The sequence below is a fragment of the Curtobacterium sp. ME12 genome (genome assembly GCF_903970855.1).
Classification (GTDB): Bacteria; Actinomycetota; Actinomycetes; order Actinomycetales; family Microbacteriaceae; genus Curtobacterium; species Curtobacterium poinsettiae_A.
The window spans coordinates 23,693-46,237 of the sequence record NZ_CAJCKD010000009.1 but is presented as its reverse complement, the minus strand read 5'-3'; the positions used below and the strand labels follow the sequence as shown (position 1 = coordinate 46,237).

Sequence of the window (22,545 nt, the reverse complement as noted above, 5' to 3'; positions counted from 1 at the left end):
CGCACGGGTTCTGACGACGGTTCGTGACCGGTCGGCGGAACTGCACGGGGTGTCGTGACCACCCGGGACGCGGCCGTGCCCCGTCCGACCCCCGCCGGACACGACCGTGCCCCGCCCGGAGGACCGGACGGGGCACGAGGCGCTCGGCGACGGAGCGCACGGCGACGACGGGGCGTCGGCACCGGTCGGGATCAGGCGAAGGCCTCGATCGGCGGGCAGGCGCACACCAGGTTGCGGTCCCCGTACGCCTGGTCGATGCGACGCACCGGCGGCCAGTACTTCCGGCCGCTGATGCCCGGCAGCGGGTAGACGGCCTGCTCCCGGGTGTAGACGTGCGCCCAGTCCCCCGAGATCACCGACGAGGCGGTGTGCGGCGCGTGCACCAGCGGGTTGTCGTCCGCCGGCCACTCTCCGCGCTCCACCGCCGCGGCCTCGGCCCGGATCGCGAGCATGGCGTCGACGAAGCGGTCGAGCTCGGCGAGGTCCTCGCTCTCGGTCGGTTCGACCATGAGCGTGCCCGCCACCGGGAACGACATCGTCGGGGCGTGGAACCCGTAGTCGACCAGGCGCTTCGCGACGTCGTCCACCGTGATGCCGGTGGTGTCGCGCAGCGGGCGGAGGTCGAGGATGCACTCGTGCGCGACCAGTCCGTCGTCGCCCGTGTACAGCACCGGGAACGCGTCGCGCAGGCGAGCCGCGATGTAGTTCGCCCCGAGCACCGCGGCCTCGGTCGCACGGGTGAGGCCCTCGAGCCCCATCATCCGGACGTACGTCCACGTGATCGGCAGGATGCTCGGGCTGCCGTACGGCGCGGCACTGACCGGGCCGCCGGCGTGCGCCAGGCGGTCGTCCGCCTCGGCGGCGGTCGCACCGGAGCGCCGGTCGGCCTGCTGTGCGAACGGGTGCCCGGGCAGGAACGGTGCCAGGTGCGCCTTCGCGGCGACGGGTCCCACGCCGGGGCCGCCACCGCCGTGCGGGATGCAGAAGGTCTTGTGCAGGTTGAGGTGCGACACGTCGCCGCCGAAGTCGCCGAAGCGGGCGTGCCCGAGCAGCGCGTTGAGGTTCGCGCCGTCGACGTAGACCTGACCGCCGGCGTGGTGCACGGCGTCGCAGATCTCGCGGATGTCGTGCTCGTAGACGCCGTGCGTGGACGGGTACGTGATCATCAGCGCCGCGAGGGTGTCGGCGTTGGCTTCGACGCGGGCCCGGAGGTCCTCGAGGTCGACGTTGCCGTTCTCGTCGCAGGCCACCACGACGACCTGCATGCCAGCGAGCACGGCGGACGCGGCGTTCGTGCCGTGCGCGCTCGACGGGATCAGGCAGACCGTGCGCTCGCTGTCGCCGTTGGCCTGGTGGTACCCGCGGATGGCCAGCAGTCCTGCGAGCTCACCCTGGCTGCCGGCGTTCGGCTGCAGGGACACGGTGTCGTAGCCGGTGACCTCGGCGAGCCACGACTCCAGGTCGCCGATCATGTCGAGGTACCCCTCGACGTCCTCGCGCGGTGCGAACGGGTGGATGTTCGCGAACTCCGGCCAGGTCACGGCGGCCATCTCGGTCGCCGCGTTGAGCTTCATCGTGCAGCTGCCGAGCGGGATCATGCCGCGGTCGAGCGCGTAGTCCTTGTCGGACAGGTGCTTGAGGTACCGCATCATGCGGGTCTCGCTGCGGTGCGCGCTGAACACGGGGTGCGTCAGGTAGTCGCTCTCGCGCTGGAGGGCGGCCGGGAGGCCCGTGGCTGCGTCGCGCACGGCGGTCTCGGTCGCGGGGACGGTCACGTCCACCGCCCCGAGCACGCCCGCGAGCGCCACGACGTCGTCGGGCGTGGTCGTCTCGTCGACGGACAGCTGGAACGTGTCGGCGTCCACGACGTGCAGCAGGTAGCCGGCGTCCTGCGCTGCCGCGACGATCGCCTCGGCGCGACCGACGGCCCGCAGGGTGAGCGTGTCGAAGAAGGCGTCGTGCACGACCTCGACCGCGGCGTCGCGCGCCACGGCGGCGAGCGCCCCGGTGGTCCGTGCGACCCGGCCGGCGATGAACCGCAGGCCCTCGGGCCCGTGGTAGACCGCGTACATCGAGGCCATCACGGCGAGCAGGACCTGCGCGGTGCAGATGTTGCTCGTCGCCTTCTCGCGGCGGATGTGCTGCTCGCGGGTCTGCAGGCTGAGGCGGTAGGCCATCTGGCCGTCGGCGTCGAAGGACACCCCGACCAGCCGACCGGGCAGCTGTCGCTCGAGGCCGGCGCGCACCGCGAGGTAGCCGGCGTGCGGGCCACCGAAGCCGAGCGGGACGCCGAAGCGCTGGCTCGTGCCGACGGCCACGTCGGCACCGAGGTCGCCGGGGCTGGCGAGCAGGGTCATAGCGAGCAGGTCGGCTGCGACGACGGCGATGCCGCCACCGGCGTGCACCCGGTCGATGACGGACGTCGGGTCGACGATGCGGCCCGAGGCGCCCGGGTACTGCAGGATGACGCCGAACGCACCGTCGAGCTGGTCGTCGCTCGGGCCGTCGGCAGCGTCGAACGCGCGCAGCGTGATGCCCACGGCGTCGGCACGGTGGTCGAGCAGCGCACGGGTCTGCGGCAGCAGGTCGGCGTCGACGAGGAACGCGTCGCCCTTGACCTTCGAGGCGCGGCGGGCGAGGAGCATGCCCTCGACCACGGCGGTGCCCTCGTCGAGCATCGAGGCGCCGGCGGTGGCCATGCCCGTCAGGTCGGACACCATCGTCTGGAAGTTGATGAGCGCTTCGAGGCGGCCCTGCGAGATCTCCGGCTGGTAGGGCGTGTACGCCGTGTACCAGCTCGGGTTCTCGAGCACGTTGCGCTGGATCACCGCGGGCGTGTGGGTGCCGTGGTAGCCGAGGCCGATCATGGCGCGGCGGACGGTGTTGCGGCCGGCCTTCGCGCGGAGCTCGGCGAGCGCCTCGGTCTCGCCGACGGCAGCCGGGATCACCGAGTCGGCGACGGGGCCGACGTGGATGGACTCCGGGATCGCCGCACGGACCAGGGCGTCGAGCGACGGCTGCCCGACGATGTCGAGCATGGCCTGCTGGTCGGCCGGTGTGGTGCCGATGTGGCGGTCGGGGAAGGACGTCTGGAGGTTCTCGAACGCGGTCATGCGATGGAGGCCCGGTACGCGTCGTGGTCCATCAGGTCCTCGGGGAACGAGGTGCCGTCGACCTTGATCTTCACGAGCCAGCCGGCACCGAAGGGGTCCTGGTTGACGGTGTCCGGGGTGTCGACGACGGCGTCGTTGACCTCGACGACCTCGCCCTCGATCGGGGCGAAGAGCTCGCCGACGCTCTTGGTCGACTCGATCTCGCCGATCTGGTCTCCGGCGGTGGTGGCGGTGCCGACGGCGGGGAGCTCGACGTAGACGACGTCACCGAGCTGCTCGGCGGCGTGGTCGGTGATGCCGACGGTGACGGTGTCGCCCTCGACGAGCAGCCACTCGTGGTCGGCCGTGTACTGGAGTGCGGTCTGGTCGGTCATGGGGTCAGCCTTTCGAGGCGCGGCGGTAGAAGGGGAACGCGGAGATCGTGCTGGGGACGGCAGTCCCGCGGACGTCGATGTGGAGGGCCTGTGCCCCGTCCGACACGGCCGCGAGCGCGGCGGGGTCGACGAAGGCCATCGCGACGGGGTGGCCGAGCGTCGGCGAGAGCGCGCCCGAGGTCACGGTGCCGACGACGGTGCCGTCGAGCACGACGTCGTAGCCGGCGCGGGGAGCGCGGCGTCCCTCGGTCACCAGGCCGACGAGCACCCGGGCGTCCGCGGACGGGGTGACGCCGGCAGCCCCGACGAAGTCGCCGTCCTTCGCGACGACGCGGCCGAGGCCGGCCTGAGCCGGACGGACGTCGGTGCCGAGTTCGTGCCCGTACAGGGGCATGCCGGCCTCGAGCCGCAGCGTGTCCCGTGCGGCGAGCCCGGCGGGGACGACCCCGCGGTCGGCACCGGCCTCGAGCAGGGCGTCCCACAGCACGGGGGCGGTGTCCGGGGCGGAGTAGACCTCGAAGCCGTCCTCGCCGGTGTACCCGGTCCGCGCGACGAGCACGTCGGCACCGTCGAACAGCGCGTGCAGCACGCGGTAGTACCCGAGTTCGTCGAGCGGGGTCTCGGGCTGCAGGCGGTCGGCGACGACGAGCGCGTCCAGCGTGCCGGCAGCCGCGGGGCCCTGGATCGCGACGAGGGCCGTGGTGTCGGAGTCGTCGGAGACCTCGACGTCGAACCCGTCGGCACGGGCGGTGAGCGCGCTGACGGCGACGTCGCGGTTGGCCGCGTTCGCGACGACCAGGAAGACGTCGTCGTCGGTCCGGTACACGACCAGGTCGTCGAGGATCCCGCCGTCCTCGGCGAGCAGCAGCGAGTACTTGGCGCGGCCGATCGGCATCGTGCCGAAGGACCCGGCGAGCGCGTGGTCGAGGAAGGCGACGGCGTCGGTGCCGGTCACCCCGATCTCGGCCATGTGCGACAGGTCGAAGACCCCGGCGGCCTGGCGCACGGCGTGGTGCTCGGCGAGGTCCGACGAGTAGCGCACGGGCATGCGGTACCCGGCGAAGTCGGTGAAGGTCGCACCGGCGGCCTCGTGCACGGCTTCGAGCGGCGACGAACGCTGACCCGGCGTGGGCAGTGGGGACGGACTCATGGCGGAGTTCTCCTGGCATCGGCAGGGCCCGGCGACGATCGCCGGGTGGAACTCCCCCTCTGTCATGGGCCTGAGAGTTTCACCGCGGCCCGTGAGGTCCGGCGGCTTTCACCGTGGGCGAGACGACCGAGCGTCTGCTTTTCAGAGTGGCCTGTCCGCTGCGGTGTGGGACCTGAGAGATTGACGGGGGGATTGCTCCTTCGGTGCCGTGCGTGCGCCCGAGGGCGCGGTGTACCCGAGGGCACGACGTACCCGGAGGTACGTGCACGGCGTCTCCCGCGACGGATGAGCGGCCGGTGTGTTCAGTTGTCCGCGACGAGCATACCGAGGCTGCGTTTCGAGCGTGTGTCGCGAACGGCCGTTCGACATCTCGTAGAATGCGGGGATGGCCGGACAACGATCGCGCCCCCGCGGGCAGCTGGAGCAGGCGGTGCTCGACGCACTCCGCTCCGCCGACGCCGGGCGCACCGCACGCCAGGTGCTCGACGCGTTCCCGGAGCCCCGCCCCGCGCTGACGACCGTCCTCACCGTGCTCGACCGGCTCGGCCGCAAGGGCCAGGTGGAACGCGAGCAGCACGACGACGCTCCCCTGACGTTCCGCGCCGTGCACAGTCGCGACGAGCAGACCGCCTCCCTGATGTCGAGCGCGCTGGCCGCATCGTCCGACCGCGAGGCCGCGCTGCTGCGGTTCACCGGCTCACTCGCCTCGGACGACCTCGAGGCCCTGCGCCGCGCCCTCGACGCCCGCGCCCGCTCCTGACCGGCCGCGCACCGTGGTCGTCGCCGGCATCGCGCTCATCGTCCTCGCACTCGCGGTGGTGGTGTTCGCACCCCGGGTCCTGACCCGTTCCGCCTGGACGATCGACCTGCCCCGCACCGCGCTGGTCTGCTGGTCGGTCGCGGTCCTGCTCGGCGTCGTCGGCTTCGTGGCCGGCACCACCCTCGTGGTGCTCGCCGACCGTCCGGTCACCGAGCTGTTCGGCGGGGACGACTCCCCCACGCACGGCTTCAACGTCGGCGTCGCGCTGCTCGCGGTCGTCGCGTTCGTCGTCGCGGTCCGGGTGCGCCCCGGTCCGGAACACGAGGCCGTCCGGCAGGCGATGCGTTCCGGCGTCGCCCCGCACCGCGAGATCGACGGCACCCCCGTCGCCGTCGTCGAGGCCGACCACGCACTGGCGTGCGCCGTGCCGGGTCGGAGCGGGGGCGTGCTCGTCAGCACCGGCTTGGCAGACCGGTTGCACACCGACGAACTGGAGGCCGTGGTCGCCCACGAACGCGCCCACCTGACCCAGCACCACGCGGCTGCGGTCGCGGTCGCGGAATCGATCGAACGTGCGGTCCCGTGGGTGCCCGGCGCGCGCGCGATGGCGCGGTCGACGCGTGTGCTCGTCGAGTTCGCCGCGGACGACGCGGCGGCCCGTCGCGTCGGACGCGACGCACTGCGCCGGGCGGTGCTGGTGGCGGACGGGAGCAGCGCGCTCGGGGCGATCCGTGCCTCCAGGCTGTCGTAGCGCCCCTGTCGGAGGCGAGGAATAGGGTGTCAGCACCGTGAAGCCACTGACCGAAGCCGACATCCGATCGTCGTTCGTGAACGCCACCCCCGACGAACTCGAGCAGCTGCCCATCCCCGGCCTGCACGAGACGCTCTGGGACGAACGCGAGTTCCTGGGCTGGCGCGACCCGCAGGCCGCCCGCCGCGGGTACATCGTGTCCTGGATGGACGAGCGCCCGGTGGGCATCGTCGTCCGGTCCGCCGGTGGCTCGCTGCGCCCCGGCATCGCCGCGATGTGCTCGTTCTGCCACTCGCCGCAGCCCGCGACCCAGGTCCGGCTGTTCTCCGCAGCGCGTGCCGGTGAGTCCGGGCGCAACGGCAACACGATCGGCACCTACATCTGCGAAGACCTCGGGTGCCCGATGCTCATCCGGACCGCCCCGCCGCACCTGAACCCGCCCGCGACCATCGCGATGCGTGGCGCCTCCCTGCTGCAGCGCGTGCAGAACTTCACCGCGGACATCACCGGGACGGCGTGAGCCGGTTCGGCACCGCCCGCTGGGCCGTGGTCGAGGAACTCGGCGACGGGCGGTGGCGGCTGACCCTACGGGACGAGGCCGACGACGAACTCGGCGCGTTCGGCCTGGGCGTCGAGGGGCCGTGGGACCCCGACGTCGAGCCGCACGTCGGGTTCGTGCTCGTGCAGCTCGGGTTGACGGTGCGCGGGACTCGGCCGTGGCGCATCGACGAGCTCGGCGACCACCGGGCACCCGTGCTCGCGCTCGGCTGAGCGAGGACGCCCGACCGGCGTCCACCCGCGCAGCCGGTCCGCTCGGTCAGTCCGCGGCGACGAAGTTGCGCAGGATCTCGCGGTCGTCGTCGGCGCGCATCGCCCAGGCGAGCTCGCTGCGGTGGTCGCTGCCCTCGAGCGGCAGGAGCGCCACGGTGTCGGGTGCGGCGAGCGCGGCACTCTCCGGCACCACCGTGACACCGAGGCCGACCCCGACCAGGTGCAGCACGGTCGCCCAGGTCGTGGCCTCCTGCACGATGACGGGACGGCGACCACCGGCGGTGACCGGTGCGAGGTTGCGCTCGGTCGCCAGGGCCCCCGCGACCGCCGGGAAGAACACGAACGGCTCGTCGACCAGTTCCGTGCCGCTGATGCGATCCCGATCCGCCAACCGGTGCCCCCGCGGGACAGCGGCGACGAAGGCCTCGGACCGGAACGGCAGCAGCCGCACGGCGGGGTCCGGGTCGGCATCGCGGACGACGGCGAGGTCGAGCTCGCCGCGGACGATCCGGGCGAGCAGGGTCGACGAGTACCCCTCGGTCAGGTCCACCCGGACCAGGGGGTAGCGCTCCCGGAACGCCTGCACGCGTTCGATCGGACCGAGGGGCAGCGCGGAGACGACGAACCCGACGTCGAGCCGACCGATCTCGCCCCGGCCGACCCGCACCGTCTCGTCGAGGTCCCGCCGCACCTGCCCGAGCAGCGATCGCGCACGGCCCTGCAGCACCCGGCCGGCGGCGGTGAGCGCGACGCTGCGGCTCGTGCGGACGAACAGGTCGACGCCGAGCGCGCGCTCGGTCCGCCGGATCTGCTGGGACAGCGCGGGCTGCGCGATGCGGAGTCGCTCGGCAGCCCGACCGAAGTGCAGTTCGTCGGCCACGGCCAAGAACGCGCGGAGCTGGCGGAGGTCGACGTCCGGTTCCCGATCCATGCACGGAGTTTATCGATCGAAGCGAACGAGTATTGGACGTGACCTCATCGTGGTCCGAGGATGGAGCCATGCCCGAAGCGACCTCCACCGTCACCATCGCCGACCTCGCCACCCCCGCGGACGCCGAGGCGTTCCGCACCCTCAACGAGGCGTGGATCACGCGGTACTTCACCCTCGAGGATGAGGACCGCGTGTTCCTCACCGATCCCGTCGGTCGCGTCGTGGAGCGCGGCGGGGCCGTCCTGGTCGCCCGGCTCGACGACCAGGTCGTCGGCTGCATCGGCATCGTCCCGACGACGCCCGGGGTCTTCGAGCTCGTGAAGATGGCCGTCTCCCCCGATCACCAGGGGCACGGCACCGGGCGGAAGCTCATCACCGCGGCGCTCGACCGGGCCCGCGAGCTCGGCGCGCACCGCATCGACCTGGAGAGCAACGCACAGCTGGCCAGTGCCGTGCACCTGTACGAGGCGTTCGGCTTCCGGCACCTGCGCGAGGACGAGCTCGTGCCGAGCCCGTACGTCCGGGCCGACGTGCACATGACGCTCGAGCTGCACTGATGTTCAAGCCGCACTGACGTTCGAGCTGCACTGACGGCGGACCGGCCCGCTTCGGTACGCTCACGGCATGGCGACGTACGAGGTGCAGGCGGTCCGCGAGGCCGGCGCGTGGCAGGTGTTCATCGACGGCTTCATGGTGACCGAGGTGTCCCGGTGGCCGTCCGTCGGGTTCGTGGCCCGCGAGCTCCTCGCGATGGACCGCGACGACGACCTGCGCATCCGCGTCGTCGGCCGCAACCAGTACATCGACTGACCCCAGCGCTCACGCGACGTGCCAGACCAGCCCCTCCTGCGCACTGGACGGGTACGCCGAAGCGATCCGGAACACGGCCTCGCGCAGGGTCTCCGGTGAGCACGCCAGGTTGAGCCGGACGAACCCGCGCCCCTCGGACCCGAACCCGAGGCCGGAGTTCAGCGCGACGTACGCGTTCTCGCGCAGCGGCACCGCGGGGTCGTCGCCGAGGCCGATGCCGCGGAAGTCGAGCCACGCCAGGTACCCGGCGCGCGGCCGGGTGTAGACGACCGCGGGCAGGTGCTCGGCGAGGAGCTTGGCGAGCAGCCGGTCGTTCGCCACGATGCGCGCCACGACGTCGTCGAGCCAGTCCGTCGCCAGGGTGAACGCCGCCAGGTTCGCGTGCAGCCCGAGGATGCTCGTGCGGCAGGCGACCTCCTCCCACAGGGTGTCGAGGAGCGCGGCGGTCCGGGGATCGCCGGCGACGATGACCGAGCACTTCACACCGGCGAGGTTCCACCCCTTGCTCGCCGAGGTCACGCACACGCTGCGGGCACCGAGCGGCTCGGCGACGGCAGCGAACGGGGTGAACCGCACGCCGGGGTGGGTCAGGGGCGCGTGGATCTCGTCGCTGATGACGAGGACGTCGTACTTCGCCGCGAGCTCGGCGATCGCGACCAGGTCGGCGCGGTCGTGCACCAGGCCGACGGGGTTGTGCGGGTTGCAGAGCAGGAAGACGCCGACCCCGCTGGCGAACGCCCGCTCGAGCCCGTCGAGGTCGAGCCGGTACTGCCCCCACTGCTCGAGCAGCGGGACTTCCTCGATCTGACATCGGGCCTCTTCGACGAGCTCGAAGAACGGCGGGTACACGGGCGGTGTGATCGCGACGCGGCCGCCGTCGGGCAGCGCGAGCCGGAGCGACTCGACGATCCCGACACTGACGTCGGTGGCCAGGTGGATCCGCGACGGGTCGATGTGCCAGCCCCACCGGTCCAGCGCGAACTGCGCGAACGCGGGAGCGAGCGGCCCGGGGCCGTCGAGGTACCCGAGGTCCGACTGCGAGACCCGTTCGATCAGGGCCTGCCGGATCGCCGGCGCGACGTCGTGGTCCATCTCGGCGACGAACAGGGGCAGCACGTCGGGCGCGTACCGCGTCCACTTGATGCTCGTCCGGACCCCGCGGAGCGTGCCGACCGGGTCCTCCTCGTCGCTCGCCATGCGATCCAGCATGCACCGACCGGGAGGCCCGGCGCGAGCCCGCCCGTCATCCTGCGTCGTCTTCCGCGCACCCTGGGACGCAGGGCGTCGCCCCGCCTACTGTCGGTCCCATGAGCACGAGCAACGCCGACAAGGCCGTCACCCTCAAACAGCTGCACGAAGCCCCCGAGATCCTGCGCGTCGTGAACGTGTGGGACGCGATCACCGCGAAGGTCGTCAGCGACCTGCCCGGCACGAAGGCGATCGCCACCGCCGGCCACTCGATCGCCGCGTCGTACGGGTACGAGGACGGCGGGATGCCCCTCGACCTCGCCCTGTCCGGGGCAGCGATCGTCGCCGCCGCCACGGATCTGCCGGTCACCGCCGACCTGGACGACGGCTACGAGGACCCCGCCGAGACCATCCGGCGCGCCATCGGTTCCGGCATCGTGGGCGCGAACGTCGAGGACCGCCTGCGCCCCTTCGACGAGGCCGTCGCCCGCGTCGCGGCGATCACTGCCGCTGCCCAGGCCGAGGGCGTCGACTTCCAGCTGAACGCCCGCACCGACGCGATCGCCCGCGGCGGCGAGCGCCCGATCGACGAGAGCATCGAGGACGCGATCGCGCGTGGCACGGCGTTCCTGGACAACGGCGCCGCACTCGTCTTCGTGCCCGGCGCGATCGAGCGTTCCGTGGTCGAGCGGCTCGTCGCCGGTCTGGGCCGCGGCAAGCTCTCGGTCATCGGTCTGCCCGGCGCCCTGCCCGCTGCCGAGTACGAGGCGCTCGGCGTCGCCCGCATCTCCTACGGTCCGCTCACGCAGCGCGTCGCGCTGCGCGCGCTCCGCGACCTGGCGACCGACCTGTACGCCGACGGCGTCGTGCCGGAGGACACCCCGACCCTGAACTGACGAAGCAGACGGACAGGAGGCCCGTGGCGGTGTCGCCACGGGCCTCCCGTCCGTCCTGTGGTCGCGATCGCAACCCGCTCAGCTCAGCCGAGCGCCGGGTACAGCGCGGGCGTGGTGCGCGCCTTCGTATCCTGCTCGAAGGCGTAGCCGAGGCCGATGACCGTGCTCTCGTCGAACGAGCGGCCGAGGAACTCCAGGTTCACGCCGGCACCGGTGATGGTGTTGTCGGCAGCGGTCGCCTGACCCATCGGGACGGTGATCGCCGGCATGCCGGTGTTGGGGCTGAGGCGCATGTTCGTCGACTGCGTGCCGTACGGCGTGCCCGACGGGTAGACGAGCGCGTCGAGGTCCTGGTCGTCGAGCATCTGCGTCACGAGCTGCTTGCCGGTGGCGAGCTGCGTCGTGTGCGACCCCGTCGGTCCGGCCCACGCCTGGTACTGCGCGTCGGTGATCAGGTCGCGCGACTGGTAGGTGCTCTTGCGGCTCGGCACGTACTCACCCGAGGCCAGGATGCCCTGCAGGGAACGCGCGGTGACGTCGAGGTCGAGGTGCTTCGCGACGTACTCGTCCAGGTCGTGCTTGAACTCGTTCGTGCTGCCGCTGCCCTCGGACAGGACCCGGTTGAAGGCCGTCGTCGCGGTGATCGGGACGACGGTGGCACCGGCGGCCTCGAGCTTTGCGACGGAGGCGTCGAACAGGCGCTTCGTCGTGGCGTTCGTGCCGACCATGCTCGTCACGTAGCCGATGCGGGCGCCCTGCAGGGAGTCGGCGTCGAGCGACGACGTGTACGACGTCGGCACCTTGCCGGCCTGCGCACTCGTCGCCGGGTCCGCCGCGTCCACACCGGTGACGGCGTCGAGCGCGACCGCGGCGTCGGTCACCGAGCGGGTGATCGGGCCGCCGGTGTCCTGCGACAGCGCGAGCGGGATGATCCCGTCACGGCTGGTCAGGCCGACCGTGGGCCGGATGCCGACGAGCTGGTTGTACGTCGACGGCACACGGATCGAACCGCCGGTGTCGGTGCCGAAGCCGATGCCCGCGAGGTTCGCGGAGATCGCCGCACCGGTGCCGCCGCTCGAGCCACCGGCCGTCTGCGCCGTGTTGTACGGGCTGGCGACCAGGAGCGACGAGCCGGCGGGCTGGTTCGACGAGAACTCGGAGACGAACCCGTAGGCGAACTCGTCGAGGCTGGCCTTCGCCAGGATCACGGCGCCGGAGTCGCGCAGACCGGTGACCATGGCCGCGTCGGTGTCGGTCTGGTTGTCGTCCCAGCAGCCGCAGCCACCGGTGGTCGGCATGTCCTTCGTGTCGTAGTTGTCCTTCACCGCGATCGGCACGCCGAGCAGCATGCTCGTCATCCCGTGCTCGGCGCGCTCGGCGTCCGCGGACTTCGCGGCGGCCAGGGCGTCGGCGTTGGTGGTGACGATCGAGTTGAGCGCGCGCCCGGTCGACGCTGGGTCGACCTTGGTGCGGTCGTACGCGGCGATGCGGTCGAGGTACTCCTGCGTGATCGCGACCGAGGTCGTGACGCCGGCGTTCATCGCGGCCTGCATGTCGATGGTCGACGCCTCGACGAGCTGGAACGGGCCGTCGTCGTAGATCATCCGCTGGGACAACCCGGCCAGGTCGGCGACGCTGATGGTGCCGTCGGCGTCGGTGTCCGCGGCGCTGACCGTCGCCCAGTCGGTGCTCGCGGTCGTCGCACCGAGGTGGTCGGTGAGCACGGCGAGGTCGGCCTTCGTCACCTGGTCGTCGCCGGTCAGGTCGAGGTCCGTGTAGTACGGCGCGAGCATGGCGGCGGGGCTGGCGTCGACGGCCGCGGGTGCTGCGGCGGCGGTGATCGCGGGGGTCGCGGCGAGGACGGTGCCGACGAGGGCGATGAGCGAGGCGCCGGCGACGGCGGTGCGCTTCTTGCTGGCGGCCTGCTTGCGGGCGGCTCGCTTCTTGGCGGTCATGCGGAGGCTCCGGTGCGCTCGCGGCGGGCGCGGCGCGCCCGCAGGGTGATCAGGGTCCCGCCGGCGGCGAGGAGGGCCAGGGACGCGGCGATCCACGGCGCGACGTCGGCGCCGGTCCAGGCGAGGTCGCCGCCGGTCGGACGGTCGTCCCCTCCGGCTGCCGCCACGGCGGTGGCGCCGTCGGTCGGGTCGGTGCCCGGTGCCGTCGGGTCGCCGGGGGCGGTGGGGGTACCCGTGCCGCCGCCGGCGCCGGGCTGCGTGGTCGCGCCCGGGGTCGGCGTGGCCGTCGGGGCGGTGGTCGCAGCCGCCGCGACGACGACGGTGGTGCTCGCCGGGTCGTCGAGGGTGGTCGACGTGCCGTCGGAGCCGACGAGGGTGATGCTCGTGACGTCGAGGTCGACACTGGCGACCGCAGTCGGGGTCAGTGAGATCGAGGTGGCCAGGTCGCCGTCGAGTGCCGGCGAGGTGCCGAGGCGGGTGTGCACGATCGTCAGGGCGTCGCCGTCCTGCTCGACACTGTCGAAGCCCCCGTCCGGGCCGGTGACGCTGTCGGCCCGGTACTGCACCGAGTCAGCCTCGAGCGTGATCTCGTACGCGTAGACGTCGGCGGTGTCGGGGATCGTCACGTCGACGTCGAACGCCGTGCCGACGGTCACGGTGGCCGGGGCGTCGATGGTGGCGGTGGTCGCGGTGGGTGCCGCCTGGGCCGGAGCGGCCGTCAGGACGGCGAGGCCGAACGCCCCGGCAGCGACGAGCGTCGAGGAGACGATCGTCGCGCGGGAGCGCAGCCGTGGTCGGTGCTGCATGGGCGCAGTTCCTTCGGGTGGGGTGGAGGGGTGCTGAGCGGGTACTCAGTGAACCGAAAGCTAACGGGGCGCTGTTTCCGGTTCTGGCCCGGCACGTTTCCGCCCCGTTACGGCTCGTTCCTGCCGCTACTGTCGTGCCATGTCGGTCGACGTCGCAGCCCTGCTCACCCCGCCCTCGCCCGTCGCTGCGCGCGCCCTGGACGTCGTGCGGGCGTGGTCGTCACCGGCTCTCGTCAACCACTGCCGAAGGTCGTGGGCGTGGGCGGTCCTGCTCGCCCCGACGGTCGACCTCGAACCCGATCCCGAGCTGCTCTTCGTCGCGACGATGCTCCACGACCTCGGCGTGACCCCGTCGTTCGACGCACACCGGGTGCCCTTCGAGGACGCCGGCGGCGCGGTCGGTTCGGTCTTCGCGCTCGGAGCCGGGTGGGACGCCGTGCGAGCCCGTCGGGTCGGGGAGATCATCGAGCGGCACATGTGGCGGTCCGTCGACCCGGAGCTCGACGCCGAGGGGCACCTGCTCGAGGTCGCGACCTCGCTCGACGTCTCCGGTGTGGGCTTCGAAAGGTGGTCGGCGGACGACCTGCGGGCCGTCACGGCCGCGCTGCCCCGCCTGGACTTCTCGGCGACCTTCGACGGGCTGATCCACGAGCAGACTGACCGCAAGCCGTCGTCCGCGGCCGCTCGCCTGGACGGGTCGGGCAACGTCGCCTCCGGCGGAGAACGCTGGGCCGCGTTCCTGGCGTCCTGAAGCTCGGTCCGGTCGCTCGCTGGACTTCTCGGCAGGGTGGGCGTATAGTTTGTGGTTGGTGCACTGCAGCGAACCCATCTGACTCGCGCACACCACCCTCTCGACACCGACTCACCCGAGTCGCATTCCACTCGAGACACCGCTCGATCCGAACGGACGAGCTGCACGTTGAAACTCGACGTGCGCGCCCCGCACTCGATGCGTCGCGCTGGACTGAGACGTCCGCCGACACCGAGTCGCCCTGGCGCCGAATGACCAGGAAGTACAGCACCATGACCAGCAACGAACGAATCACCGTGTTCGGGACCGCACTCGCGGCCCCGACGATCACCCCAGACCGCATCGCCGAGTTCCCGGTGCGCGACGACCGCTCGCAGCGCGAGTACCTCGTCCGCATCGCGGCCGACGACCTGCAGACCTTCGTCACCCGCGGCACCCGGCTCGACGCCGTCGGCGAGGCCGGCTGGACCGTCCCGGGCCGCTCCTGGGCGGGCGAGGCCAGCCGCACCCTACTGCAGGCGCAGTCCGTGCGGGCGGGCGAGATGGCCCTCGCGGCCTAGGTCACACCAGCACCACCACGAAGCGCCGCCGAGTCCGCTCGGCGGCGCTTCGTCGTTCCCGGGCGGTCGTCTACAGTCGAGAGCTATAGGAGGGTCGCCATGCGGGTCGAACGTGCTGCGGAGCTGATCCGCGCTGCCCGCGAGGACCTCGGTCTCTCGCAGACCGGTCTCGCTGCCGCCGCAGGCATGCAGCAGCCCACCATCTCGGCGTACGAGAGCGGGCGAAAGCAGCCGCGCCCGGAGTCGCTCCGGCGGATCCTCGAAGCGGCTCACACCCGCCCGAGCATCCCCCTCGCGATCTACGCCGACGCGATCCTCGACGAGGCGAAGCGCTTCCACCTCGACGACGTCCGCGTCTTCGGCTCCGCTGTTCGCGGTCAGGACACCGAACACAGTGACATCGACCTGTTGGTCCACCTGACCCCCGCGGCATCGCTGTTCGATCTCGGTGGGTTCGCGCACGAGGTCGAGCGCATCACCGGTTTCGAGGTCGACGTCCTCACCGACGACCTCGAGGACGACGAGCACTTCGCCCACGTCCTCGACGAAGCCGTGCCGCTGTGATGCCGGCTCCGCGGTTCACGCCTCGGCCCCGCAACGACCGTGACCCTTCTGCCCTCGAGGAGCGGTGGCCGTCGCTCCAAGCCAGCTTCCTCGACCTGCTCGCCGAGTGCGCCATGATCGTCGAGCACGGGCGGAACGAGTTCGACGCGGCCCGCAGCCTCACCTACCGAGCAGCCGAAGCGGAGGCACTGTGGCAGGACATCACACGAAACCGGCCAGACGGTCAGTCGGTTAATGCGCTACTTCTTCAGCACCCCGAACTATAGATGATCGTAGGCAAGCTCATCTACACCCGGACCGAGCGAAGCGAAGTACCAGCACCCTGCCGACCTTGCTCTCAATCTCGCCCCGATCGGTCTGCCTTCGGTCGCCGTCGAGATTGAGTTGAGCATGAAGACGCCAGACGAAATGAGGCGGATCGTCGCAACCTACTTCCGCCGCGAAGGCCCTACGCCGATTGGCAAGGTCGTCTATCTGACCAACCAAAAGGCCATCGCGAAGCGAGTCATGGAAACTGCTCAGGAGTACTACGACGAGATGGAACGGCAGAAGGACAAGCCGGAAGAGGATCGGAAGCAGCAGCCGCTATTCAGAACAGCACTGCTCACAGACGCCGAGGGCAAGCCGTTCTCGGGGAATGTCTGGGATCTCTGAGAGTGAACGAACTGCACAAACCGTCAGGTGTGCGCACACCAACGGCGGCGAGCGTCTACCATCCTCGCCGCCGTTTTGCTTTGCTTCGGATCAGAGCCGTGGGCCCGCAAGGTTGATGGCATTCACTAGGAATGTGAGCCGCACCGCGAGAGCCGTTCTCGATGCTTCAGGTACAGAGTCGAAGGACTCCGACAGGCTCTCCAGCGACGATTGCTCGACCCCAAGCAGTGCAGCGAGAGCCGGGATAGTGAACCCATAGGTTTGTGTAAGGGCGGCAAGGATGCCTTCTACGCGATCGGAGTCTGGGATCTCCCGAATCGCTGTGAGCTGCGAAACAAGCACCGACACTCGCTCTCCCTCGTCAAGAGAGAGCGACCCGCTCTGCGGACTGGTCAAACCTTCCGGCGAGGCATCAGCGAAGGCCCGAAGCGTATCGGCCTCAATGCTTGTGATAGCGGCGAGTGAGTGATACGAGATCTGATTGCGTTCGACAAAGCCTCGAAGCTCTTCTGAAACGCTCTGCTGATTGGTCATCAGGCATGGCCCCTTCATAGCGGCGCGGCATCAGGCAGCTAATACCTGATGCCGCGCCGGAGGTTCACAACTTGGTTAGAAGTCGCTGTACTTGTACTGCGTCGAGTTCGGCACAGTGTTCGCGATCGGGACACCCGCCAAGTAGGCGGTTCCGGTCAGTGTCCCAGCGTAGAGATGGTTCTTCAGCTTGCTCGTGGGAGTGCTTCCCGAGAAGCTGAACTTCAGATCCCTGCCGCCACTGATCCCACTGGTGCGGTCCGTGATCTGGAACGCTCCTGTGAAGGAAGTAGCGGGAACCTTCATATACACCTCGTAGTGGAAGACACCCTTGGCTGCGGTGACAGTGATGGTGCCGTAGTTGGAGTCGTAAACAGCATCGGTGTGCACGGTTCCTGGCTGTTCGACAGCGACCATCGGGTAGCTGACGGTCTGCCCTTCCTCAAGGGTGGCCGTCTCGCTGCCCACCGCCAGCGAGTAGTCCGCTCCTACCTGGCTGTCAGCAGTCGCAGCCGACGCCGCTGGCGCAGCTAAGCCGATTGACCCCAGCGCGACGGCTGTGACGACAGCTACTCCTGCGAGCCTGCGCTGGATGCCTTTGTTCTTTGCGGTGCGGAGCTTCATGCTCTCATCCCCCCGTTGATGTTGGTGGACCCGAGCGTGCCCCCCATTCGAGGGTTGCAGGATGCCGTCCGCCGCGCGAGTCGGCATGTCGGGGTACAGATCCAGGACCAGGTAGCTGGGAGCCGATTCGGTTGTTCCGTCGCGCTGAGTCACTCCATTGGTGATGACCACCGGCACAGTTGCGAGCTTCCACTTCTTGGCCAGCTCGAAGCGGTACTGACCGTCCACGATCCAATATCGGGCGTCGATGGTGAGCGGCTGCACCCAGCCGAAGCGTTCGATCGATTGAGAAAGTACCTTCTCAGTCTCCGTCGTTCTGAGACGGGTACGCCTCTCCCGAGGAATGATCTGATCGAGTGGAAAGTCCGGCTCGAAGAGCATCGTGAATTTATTGATGGCTGGCATAGTCCCCCTTGACAGAGAACTCCCCCGGTCACCGTGGATGGCCGGGGGAGAACTTGGTCTAGTCGTCGTTCTTCTTGCGACCGAGGTAGAAGTTATCTCGTAGCTCGGCTACGGGAGTCTTCGTCTCCCCAGCCTTCGGGGCGGGACGGTCATCGTGGACAACCTGCGCCCACTGAGTGATTGCCTCCCTGGACAGCATCACGGGCGGTTGGAGCTGCGAGGCGCGCTTGGCAATGGAGTTGATCTGATTGGTGTTGAGGCTGTACTGGTCGACAAACGCTCGGACCCCAGCCGTCGAGGTCGCACGCTCCTCGAAGGCCTTGATGATGACGGCCGAGTTGGCCGCTCGGCGCTTCTTTTCGTCGTCCTCCCAGTTGCGGTGACGGGCAACCGCCTCGGCAACCTCGCGCTCACCGGCACGCTCTTCGACATCCTGCTTGGATGCGAGCCGAACATCGACGCCGTACTGAAGCTGGATCACCTTGTGCAGCGCAAGGAAGTAGGCGTTGGGGTTGTCCTCAAGGTTCCAGTTCTTGAAGTGACGATCAAGACCGACCGTCAGAACCTCCGCCGATTCCCCGTCCTCGGACCTGGTGGTGACGATGTAGCTAAGCGCGGCCGGGTCCTCGACCTGGCTGACGACCTCGACGGCGTTGGTGACGCCTGCCGGGATCTTGTCCTCGTCGTAGAGGTCCGAGACCTCCACCTCGTCGGCGGTTAGCAACTGATCCGGAGTGGCAACAGCAAGATCCGTCATGGAATCCCGCTTCGTAAAGCTGTAGATCACTCATGACCCTGTCAGAGAGGACACACGGGAAACAACCCGCCCGTCTGGGGGCCATGGCTGCGCCGCAGGAGCGATTTCGCGTCGAGGCCGACAGCATGCGCCCGGAGGCAGATCATGCCTGAGACGGGCAGCTACAGCCTCAATCGTGGAGGCGATGAGCCTCCCGTCGATTGACACAAACTCGACACAGAGGGCGATTTATGAGTTAAATCTTTGTCAGATTTCAAGGCTAGATCCGCACCAGATCAACGATCTAGTTATTAAATCGAAACTCCACCACGTCGCCGTCCTGCATGACGTAGTCCTTGCCCTCGATGCGGGCCTTGCCGGCAGCGCGAGCCTCGGCGATGGAGCCAGTCTCGACCAGGTCGTCGAACGAGATGACCTCGGCCTTGATGAAGCCCTTCTCGAAGTCGGTGTGGATGACACCGGCAGCCTGGGGTGCCTTCCACCCCTTGCCGATCGTCCACGCGCGGGCTTCCTTCGGACCGGCCGTCAGGTAGGTCTGCAGCCCGAGGGTGTCGAACCCGATGCGGGCGAGCTGGTCGAGCCCGGACTCGGTCTGCCCGGTCGACTCGAGCAGTTCGGCGGCGTCGGCGGGGTCGAGGTCGATGAGCTCCGACTCGACCTGGGCGTCGAGGAACACGGCCTGAGCGGGGGCGACGAGCGCGGCCAGTTCGGCCTTGCGGGCGTCGTCGGTCAGGATTGCCTCGTCGACGTTGAACACGAAGATGAAGGGCTTGGCGGACAGGAGTCCGAGCTCGGCGATCGGCGTGAGGTCGATCTTCGTCGCGGACAGCAGCGTGCCCTGCTCGAGCGCGGCACGGGCCTCGCGAGCGGTCTCGAGCACGACCGGCTCGGCCTGCTTCAGCTTCAGCATCTTCTCGTACCGCGGGAGCGCCTTGTCGATGGTCTCCATGTCGGCGAGGATCAGCTCGGTGTTGATGACCTCGAGGTCGTCCTTCGGGGAGACCTTGTTCGCGACGTGCACGACGTCGTCGTCGGTGAAGCCGCGGACGACCTGCGCGATGGCGTCGGCCTCACGGATGTTGGCAAGGAACTTGTTGCCCAGGCCTTCGCCCTCGCTCGCACCCTTGACGATGCCCGCGATGTCGACGAACGACACCGGCGCCGGCACGGTCTTCTCAGAGTGGAACAGCTCGGCGAGCTGGTCGAGTCGCGGGTCCGGCAGGTTCACCACGCCGACGTTCGGTTCGATCGTCGCGAACGGGTAGTTCGCGGCGAGGACCTGGTTCTTGGTGAGGGCGTTGAACAGGGTCGACTTGCCGACGTTCGGGAGACCGACGATTCCGATGGTGAGAGCCACGGAAGCACAGCCTACCGGCGGCGACCTGCCGGAGCCGACCCGGGCCTCCAGTCCGTCCGTCAGGACAGGGGACGCGACCCATCGCTCCGGGGCCGCAGGGCCGTGATGCGGCGCTCGACGACGTCGAAGACGTCGGCCTGCAGCCGCTGCGAACGCCGCCAGTCCCCCGGAACCTGCAGCGAGTGGTCGGCACGGTCGACGGTCTGGAGGCACGCAGCAGTGCCCGAGACCCGCTCGGGCTGCCACATGGTGTCGTCTCCACCCCCGATCGCGTCGTGCGCGTCGGTGGCAGCTGCGAGCGCCGTGGCCACGTCGTCGTGCGTGAGGACCGGCGTCAGCCAGACGCCGGGAACCGCGTGGCGGATCGCCCACGGCAGGGCGAAGCAGCCGAACGACTTCGCGATCACGAGGTCGGGCAGCCGGTCCCCCATTGCCGCAGCGACAGCGGTCTCGACGAACCCGACCGGATCGGCACCGGCAGCGTCGTCGACCTGCCATCGTGGCGCGACGACCTCGCACCCTGCCGCGGCGGCGATCTCGCTCGTCCACCAGAGCAGCGGCGCCTGCTGCCCGTAGCCGGCACCGGCGAGCACCAGGACGAGCGGACGGCGGTCGGTCTCGTTCCCCATGCGCCGACAGTAGCCACACGCAACGCCGACGGGAACGGAGGGCGATGTCGGAACCCCGTGCGACGATCGGGACCGTGCCGTTGAACTTCACCGCGATCGACTTCGAGACCGCCAACAGCTCGCCCGCCAGCGCCTGCTCCGTCGGGCTGGTGAAGGTCCGCGCCGGCCGGGTCGTCGATCGGGCGTCGTGGTTCATCCGCCCGCCGTTCGGGCACGACGCGTTCCTGGAGTGGAACACGCGGATCCACGGCATCGTCGCCGAGGACGTCACGCACGCCAAGACGTGGGAGCAGCAGTACCCCGACCTGGTGGCCTTCGCAGAGGGTGACGTCCTGGTGGCGCACAACGCGCGCTTCGACATGGGCGTCATCGCCGGTGGGTGCTCCGCGACGGGGATCGACCTGGCCGAGCACCACTCGCTGTGTTCCCTGGCCGTGGCCCGCAAGACCTACACGCTCGACTCGTACCGCCTGCCGGTCGCCGCGATGGCCGCCGGGTTCGAGGGGTTCCAGCACCACGACGCCGCTGCCGACGCCGAGGCCTGCGCCGCGATCGTCGTGCACGCCGCCGGGTACCACGGGGTCGAGACGGTCGAGGCGCTCGGCGCGGCGACCCGGGTGACGATCGCCCCGGTCCGCGCACGTGCCGAGAAACCGAAGGCCGCGAATCAGCCACGGCTGTCGAACCGGCCGATGGTGTTCGCCGACTGACGCAACGCCCGCTGTGCGCGGCCGGGGTGGCACATCCCCGGTGGTATTGTCACGACAATGCCGTCGGCACCGACGCCGGCATCTCCGCACGTGTGAAGGACCGCGATGACCAACGAAGGCCAGCTGCCGTCCGACCTGTTCATGGACCTGGACCGGTCGGGTCCCATGCCCCTCTACTTCCAGGTCGCCTCGCGCATCGAGGAGTCGATCCGCTCCGGCGCGATGCCACCGGGTGCCCGGCTCGAGAACGAGATCGCCCTCGGTGAGCGCCTCGGCCTGTCGCGGCCGACGATCCGTCGTGCGATCCAGGACCTCGTCGACAAGGGCCTGCTGGTTCGCCGCCGCGGCATCGGGACCCAGGTCGTGCACGGGCCGGTCACCCGAAAGGTCGAGCTGACGAGCCTGTACGACGACCTGGCGCAGGGTGCGCAGGCTCCGGCGACGAAGCTCCTGCAGCGCAACGACGTCCCCGCATCCGACGAGGTCGCTGCGGCGCTCAGCCTCGAACCCGGCACGACCGTCGCGCACATCCGACGGGTGCGGTTCGCCGAGGACGTCCCGATGGCGATCCTCGAGAACTACCTGCCGCCGGAGTTCCTCGACCTGACCGACGACGACCTGCAGGCGCACGGGCTGTACCAGCTGCTGCGCGGCCGCGGCGTCACGATGCGGGTGGCGAAGCAGCGGATCGGGGCCCGTGCGGTCACCGACGAAGAGGCCGGCCTGCTCGAGATCGAGGACGGCGACCCCGTGCTCACGATGAGCCGCACCGCGTACGACGCCTCGGGCCGTGCGGTCGAGTACGGCGTGCACTGCTACCGCCCCGACCGGTACTCGTTCGAGGTCACGCTCGTCGACAAGTAGGCCGCTCGGTCAGGTTCCGTCGCCGGGGCCGCTCGTCGAGGGGTCAGAACATGCCGTCGGTCGTGCGCCGCGTGGTCACGAACTGTCGCCCGGGCGCCCGGCAACCGACAGCTCGTGACCACTCGGCGGACCTGAGCGGGGTGTCGTGACCACACCGCATCCGAGCCCGCACCCGCGGTTGCGCCGACCTCAACCGAGCGCGGGTACCCCGAGCTCACCCGTGACGTACTGGGCACGCCCGAAGCCGAACGACCAGTCCTGCGGCCCGTTCTCGACGTAGCCGATGAAGACGTCCTCGGACGCGACACCGATCGCCGCGAGGGCATCGTGGATCGCCCGGTACAGCGCGGCCTTCGCCTCGTCGGTCCGCCCGCGCTGCGTGAACACCTGGATGACGACCACACCCTCGGTGCGCTCGAACCCCAAGCCGGCGTCCTCGGCGATGATCTGCTGCGCCGGGTGCTCGGTGATCACCTGGAACCGGTCACGCACCGGGATCCCGTACACGTCGACGATGGCCTGGTGGATGGCGTCTGCGATGCCACGGACGGCCTCCGGCGTGCGGCCGGTGGCGAGGTCGATACGGACGAGCGGCATGGTGCCTCCTGGTTGCTCGGACTTTGTCCTTACATAC

General features: G+C 70.0%; 26 protein-coding genes and 1 riboswitch. Of the genes, 13 read left to right on the top strand and 13 right to left on the bottom strand.

Annotated elements, in window-relative coordinates:
• Positions 1–191: 191 nt before the first annotated feature.
• From gcvP to gcvT, 3 genes are read right to left on the bottom strand one after another with little or no spacing between them, the layout of a single operon-like run.
• On the bottom strand, positions 192–3,113 hold the full coding sequence (gene gcvP, locus H7A73_RS06615) for an aminomethyl-transferring glycine dehydrogenase (RefSeq protein ID WP_182065218.1): 2,922 nt from the start codon (positions 3,111–3,113) through the stop codon (positions 192–194).
• The gene (gcvH, locus tag H7A73_RS06610; protein WP_017887079.1) at positions 3,110–3,487 is read right to left on the bottom strand and encodes a glycine cleavage system protein GcvH; all 378 of its coding nucleotides are present in this window, start codon (positions 3,485–3,487) and stop codon (positions 3,110–3,112) included. Before gcvH ends, gcvP begins: the two co-directional genes overlap by 4 nt.
• A 4-nt stretch (positions 3,488–3,491) precedes the next feature.
• A complete protein-coding gene (gene gcvT, locus H7A73_RS06605) occupies positions 3,492–4,637 on the bottom strand; it encodes a glycine cleavage system aminomethyltransferase GcvT (RefSeq protein WP_182065217.1) in 1,146 nt (381 codons plus the stop codon).
• A gap of 49 nt (positions 4,638–4,686) precedes the next feature.
• A riboswitch (glycine riboswitch) is annotated at positions 4,687–4,792 on the bottom strand.
• Between the two features lie 230 nt (positions 4,793–5,022).
• Here gcvT and H7A73_RS06600 point away from each other — a divergent pair.
• The 4 genes from H7A73_RS06600 to H7A73_RS06585 are packed head-to-tail and all read left to right on the top strand — an operon-like array spanning position 5,023 to position 6,919.
• On the top strand, positions 5,023–5,397 hold the full coding sequence (locus H7A73_RS06600; protein WP_182065216.1) for a BlaI/MecI/CopY family transcriptional regulator: 375 nt from the start codon (positions 5,023–5,025) through the stop codon (positions 5,395–5,397).
• Between the two features lie 13 nt (positions 5,398–5,410).
• Positions 5,411–6,148 (top strand): M48 family metalloprotease, encoded by a 738-nt coding sequence (locus H7A73_RS06595; RefSeq protein ID WP_182065215.1) that lies wholly within the window; start codon positions 5,411–5,413, stop codon positions 6,146–6,148.
• 37 nt (positions 6,149–6,185) lie between these two features.
• Positions 6,186–6,668, top strand: coding sequence for an FBP domain-containing protein (locus tag H7A73_RS06590; RefSeq protein ID WP_182065214.1), 483 nt, complete (start codon positions 6,186–6,188; stop codon positions 6,666–6,668).
• The gene (locus H7A73_RS06585; RefSeq protein ID WP_182065213.1) at positions 6,665–6,919 is read left to right on the top strand and encodes a hypothetical protein; all 255 of its coding nucleotides are present in this window, start codon (positions 6,665–6,667) and stop codon (positions 6,917–6,919) included. The genes H7A73_RS06590 and H7A73_RS06585 overlap by 4 nt, the downstream gene beginning before the upstream one ends.
• Before the next feature lie 46 nt (positions 6,920–6,965).
• Here H7A73_RS06585 and H7A73_RS06580 read toward each other — a convergent pair whose 3' ends face one another.
• The gene (locus H7A73_RS06580) at positions 6,966–7,850 is read right to left on the bottom strand and encodes a LysR substrate-binding domain-containing protein (RefSeq protein WP_182065212.1); all 885 of its coding nucleotides are present in this window, start codon (positions 7,848–7,850) and stop codon (positions 6,966–6,968) included.
• A gap of 68 nt (positions 7,851–7,918) precedes the next feature.
• Here H7A73_RS06580 and H7A73_RS06575 point away from each other — a divergent pair, with 68 nt between their 5' ends.
• Together H7A73_RS06575 and H7A73_RS06570 are read left to right on the top strand one after the other, a co-directional pair.
• Positions 7,919–8,407, top strand: a complete 489-nt coding sequence (locus H7A73_RS06575; RefSeq protein ID WP_182065211.1) for a GNAT family N-acetyltransferase — start codon at positions 7,919–7,921, stop codon at positions 8,405–8,407.
• A gap of 67 nt (positions 8,408–8,474) precedes the next feature.
• Complete coding sequence (locus H7A73_RS06570) at positions 8,475–8,660, top strand: hypothetical protein (RefSeq protein WP_110860597.1); 186 nt, start codon at positions 8,475–8,477, stop codon at positions 8,658–8,660.
• A gap of 9 nt (positions 8,661–8,669) precedes the next feature.
• On the opposite strand, the gene H7A73_RS06565 is transcribed toward H7A73_RS06570, so the two are convergent.
• Complete coding sequence (locus H7A73_RS06565) at positions 8,670–9,857, bottom strand: MalY/PatB family protein (RefSeq protein WP_259362750.1); 1,188 nt, start codon at positions 9,855–9,857, stop codon at positions 8,670–8,672.
• A gap of 110 nt (positions 9,858–9,967) precedes the next feature.
• Between H7A73_RS06565 and H7A73_RS06560 the strand changes: the two genes are divergently transcribed.
• Positions 9,968–10,744, top strand: coding sequence for an isocitrate lyase/phosphoenolpyruvate mutase family protein (locus H7A73_RS06560; RefSeq protein ID WP_182065209.1), 777 nt, complete (start codon positions 9,968–9,970; stop codon positions 10,742–10,744).
• Positions 10,745–10,827: 83 nt separating this feature from the next.
• Here the strand turns inward: H7A73_RS06560 and H7A73_RS06555 are convergent, their stop codons facing one another.
• Together H7A73_RS06555 and H7A73_RS06550 are read right to left on the bottom strand one after the other, a co-directional pair.
• Positions 10,828–12,699 (bottom strand): amidase family protein, encoded by a 1,872-nt coding sequence (locus tag H7A73_RS06555; protein WP_182065208.1) that lies wholly within the window; start codon positions 12,697–12,699, stop codon positions 10,828–10,830.
• Positions 12,696–13,505 carry a hypothetical protein gene (locus H7A73_RS06550; protein WP_182065207.1) on the bottom strand — a complete coding sequence of 270 codons (810 nt, stop codon included), beginning with the start codon at positions 13,503–13,505 and terminating at the stop codon, positions 12,696–12,698. Before H7A73_RS06550 ends, H7A73_RS06555 begins: the two co-directional genes overlap by 4 nt.
• 139 nt (positions 13,506–13,644) lie before the next feature.
• Between H7A73_RS06550 and H7A73_RS06545 the strand changes: the two genes are divergently transcribed.
• The 4 genes from H7A73_RS06545 to H7A73_RS06530 all read left to right on the top strand — a co-directional run bounded on the left by H7A73_RS06545 (position 13,645) and on the right by H7A73_RS06530 (position 16,034).
• On the top strand, positions 13,645–14,256 hold the full coding sequence (locus tag H7A73_RS06545; RefSeq protein ID WP_182065206.1) for an HD domain-containing protein: 612 nt from the start codon (positions 13,645–13,647) through the stop codon (positions 14,254–14,256).
• A 272-nt stretch (positions 14,257–14,528) separates the two neighbouring features.
• Entirely contained in the window at positions 14,529–14,816 is a 288-nt protein-coding gene (locus H7A73_RS06540) for a hypothetical protein (protein WP_182065205.1), read from the top strand.
• Between the two features lie 99 nt (positions 14,817–14,915).
• On the top strand, positions 14,916–15,380 hold the full coding sequence (locus tag H7A73_RS06535; RefSeq protein WP_182065204.1) for a helix-turn-helix domain-containing protein: 465 nt from the start codon (positions 14,916–14,918) through the stop codon (positions 15,378–15,380).
• A 390-nt stretch (positions 15,381–15,770) separates the two neighbouring features.
• Complete coding sequence (locus H7A73_RS06530; protein WP_182065203.1) at positions 15,771–16,034, top strand: hypothetical protein; 264 nt, start codon at positions 15,771–15,773, stop codon at positions 16,032–16,034.
• Between the two features lie 90 nt (positions 16,035–16,124).
• On the opposite strand, the gene H7A73_RS06525 is transcribed toward H7A73_RS06530, so the two are convergent.
• The 5 genes from H7A73_RS06525 to H7A73_RS06505 all read right to left on the bottom strand — a co-directional run bounded on the left by H7A73_RS06525 (position 16,125) and on the right by H7A73_RS06505 (position 20,337).
• Positions 16,125–16,568 carry an HTH domain-containing protein gene (locus tag H7A73_RS06525; protein WP_182065202.1) on the bottom strand — a complete coding sequence of 148 codons (444 nt, stop codon included), beginning with the start codon at positions 16,566–16,568 and terminating at the stop codon, positions 16,125–16,127.
• A 75-nt stretch (positions 16,569–16,643) separates the two neighbouring features.
• Positions 16,644–17,594, bottom strand: a complete 951-nt coding sequence (locus tag H7A73_RS06520; RefSeq protein WP_182065201.1) for a ParB N-terminal domain-containing protein — start codon at positions 17,592–17,594, stop codon at positions 16,644–16,646.
• A gap of 58 nt (positions 17,595–17,652) precedes the next feature.
• Entirely contained in the window at positions 17,653–18,351 is a 699-nt protein-coding gene (locus H7A73_RS06515) for a hypothetical protein (protein ID WP_182065200.1), read from the bottom strand.
• Between the two features lie 283 nt (positions 18,352–18,634).
• The gene (gene ychF, locus H7A73_RS06510) at positions 18,635–19,708 is read right to left on the bottom strand and encodes a redox-regulated ATPase YchF (RefSeq protein ID WP_182065199.1); all 1,074 of its coding nucleotides are present in this window, start codon (positions 19,706–19,708) and stop codon (positions 18,635–18,637) included.
• A 59-nt stretch (positions 19,709–19,767) separates the two neighbouring features.
• Positions 19,768–20,337, bottom strand: a complete 570-nt coding sequence (locus H7A73_RS06505; RefSeq protein ID WP_182065198.1) for a hypothetical protein — start codon at positions 20,335–20,337, stop codon at positions 19,768–19,770.
• Positions 20,338–20,381: 44 nt separating this feature from the next.
• Here H7A73_RS06505 and H7A73_RS06500 point away from each other — a divergent pair, with 44 nt between their 5' ends.
• Positions 20,382–21,047 carry an exonuclease domain-containing protein gene (locus tag H7A73_RS06500; protein ID WP_182065197.1) on the top strand — a complete coding sequence of 222 codons (666 nt, stop codon included), beginning with the start codon at positions 20,382–20,384 and terminating at the stop codon, positions 21,045–21,047.
• A gap of 105 nt (positions 21,048–21,152) precedes the next feature.
• Entirely contained in the window at positions 21,153–21,911 is a 759-nt protein-coding gene (locus H7A73_RS06495) for a GntR family transcriptional regulator (protein ID WP_182065196.1), read from the top strand.
• A gap of 189 nt (positions 21,912–22,100) precedes the next feature.
• Here H7A73_RS06495 and H7A73_RS06490 read toward each other — a convergent pair whose 3' ends face one another.
• Positions 22,101–22,508: a tautomerase family protein gene (locus H7A73_RS06490; RefSeq protein WP_182065195.1), complete on the bottom strand. Its 408-nt coding sequence runs from the start codon at positions 22,506–22,508 to the stop codon at positions 22,101–22,103.
• Positions 22,509–22,545 lie beyond the last annotated feature (37 nt).

Coding starts and splice junctions, on each gene's coding strand:
- gcvP (WP_182065218.1), bottom strand. CDS start 3,113: ATGACCGCGTTCGAGAACCTCCAGACGTCCTTCCCCGACCGCCACATC.
- gcvH (WP_017887079.1), bottom strand. CDS start 3,487: ATGACCGACCAGACCGCACTCCAGTACACGGCCGACCACGAGTGGCTG.
- gcvT (WP_182065217.1), bottom strand. CDS start 4,637: ATGAGTCCGTCCCCACTGCCCACGCCGGGTCAGCGTTCGTCGCCGCTC.
- H7A73_RS06600 (WP_182065216.1), top strand. CDS start 5,023: ATGGCCGGACAACGATCGCGCCCCCGCGGGCAGCTGGAGCAGGCGGTG.
- H7A73_RS06580 (WP_182065212.1), bottom strand. CDS start 7,850: ATGGATCGGGAACCGGACGTCGACCTCCGCCAGCTCCGCGCGTTCTTG.
- H7A73_RS06575 (WP_182065211.1), top strand. CDS start 7,919: ATGCCCGAAGCGACCTCCACCGTCACCATCGCCGACCTCGCCACCCCC.
- H7A73_RS06570 (WP_110860597.1), top strand. CDS start 8,475: ATGGCGACGTACGAGGTGCAGGCGGTCCGCGAGGCCGGCGCGTGGCAG.
- H7A73_RS06565 (WP_259362750.1), bottom strand. CDS start 9,857: ATGGCGAGCGACGAGGAGGACCCGGTCGGCACGCTCCGCGGGGTCCGG.
- H7A73_RS06560 (WP_182065209.1), top strand. CDS start 9,968: ATGAGCACGAGCAACGCCGACAAGGCCGTCACCCTCAAACAGCTGCAC.
- H7A73_RS06555 (WP_182065208.1), bottom strand. CDS start 12,699: ATGACCGCCAAGAAGCGAGCCGCCCGCAAGCAGGCCGCCAGCAAGAAG.
- H7A73_RS06550 (WP_182065207.1), bottom strand. CDS start 13,505: ATGCAGCACCGACCACGGCTGCGCTCCCGCGCGACGATCGTCTCCTCG.
- H7A73_RS06545 (WP_182065206.1), top strand. CDS start 13,645: ATGTCGGTCGACGTCGCAGCCCTGCTCACCCCGCCCTCGCCCGTCGCT.
- H7A73_RS06540 (WP_182065205.1), top strand. CDS start 14,529: ATGACCAGCAACGAACGAATCACCGTGTTCGGGACCGCACTCGCGGCC.
- H7A73_RS06535 (WP_182065204.1), top strand. CDS start 14,916: ATGCGGGTCGAACGTGCTGCGGAGCTGATCCGCGCTGCCCGCGAGGAC.
- H7A73_RS06530 (WP_182065203.1), top strand. CDS start 15,771: ATGAAGACGCCAGACGAAATGAGGCGGATCGTCGCAACCTACTTCCGC.
- H7A73_RS06525 (WP_182065202.1), bottom strand. CDS start 16,568: ATGACCAATCAGCAGAGCGTTTCAGAAGAGCTTCGAGGCTTTGTCGAA.
- H7A73_RS06520 (WP_182065201.1), bottom strand. CDS start 17,594: ATGCCAGCCATCAATAAATTCACGATGCTCTTCGAGCCGGACTTTCCA.
- H7A73_RS06515 (WP_182065200.1), bottom strand. CDS start 18,351: ATGACGGATCTTGCTGTTGCCACTCCGGATCAGTTGCTAACCGCCGAC.
- H7A73_RS06505 (WP_182065198.1), bottom strand. CDS start 20,337: ATGGGGAACGAGACCGACCGCCGTCCGCTCGTCCTGGTGCTCGCCGGT.
- H7A73_RS06500 (WP_182065197.1), top strand. CDS start 20,382: ATGTCGGAACCCCGTGCGACGATCGGGACCGTGCCGTTGAACTTCACC.
- H7A73_RS06495 (WP_182065196.1), top strand. CDS start 21,153: ATGACCAACGAAGGCCAGCTGCCGTCCGACCTGTTCATGGACCTGGAC.
- H7A73_RS06490 (WP_182065195.1), bottom strand. CDS start 22,508: ATGCCGCTCGTCCGTATCGACCTCGCCACCGGCCGCACGCCGGAGGCC.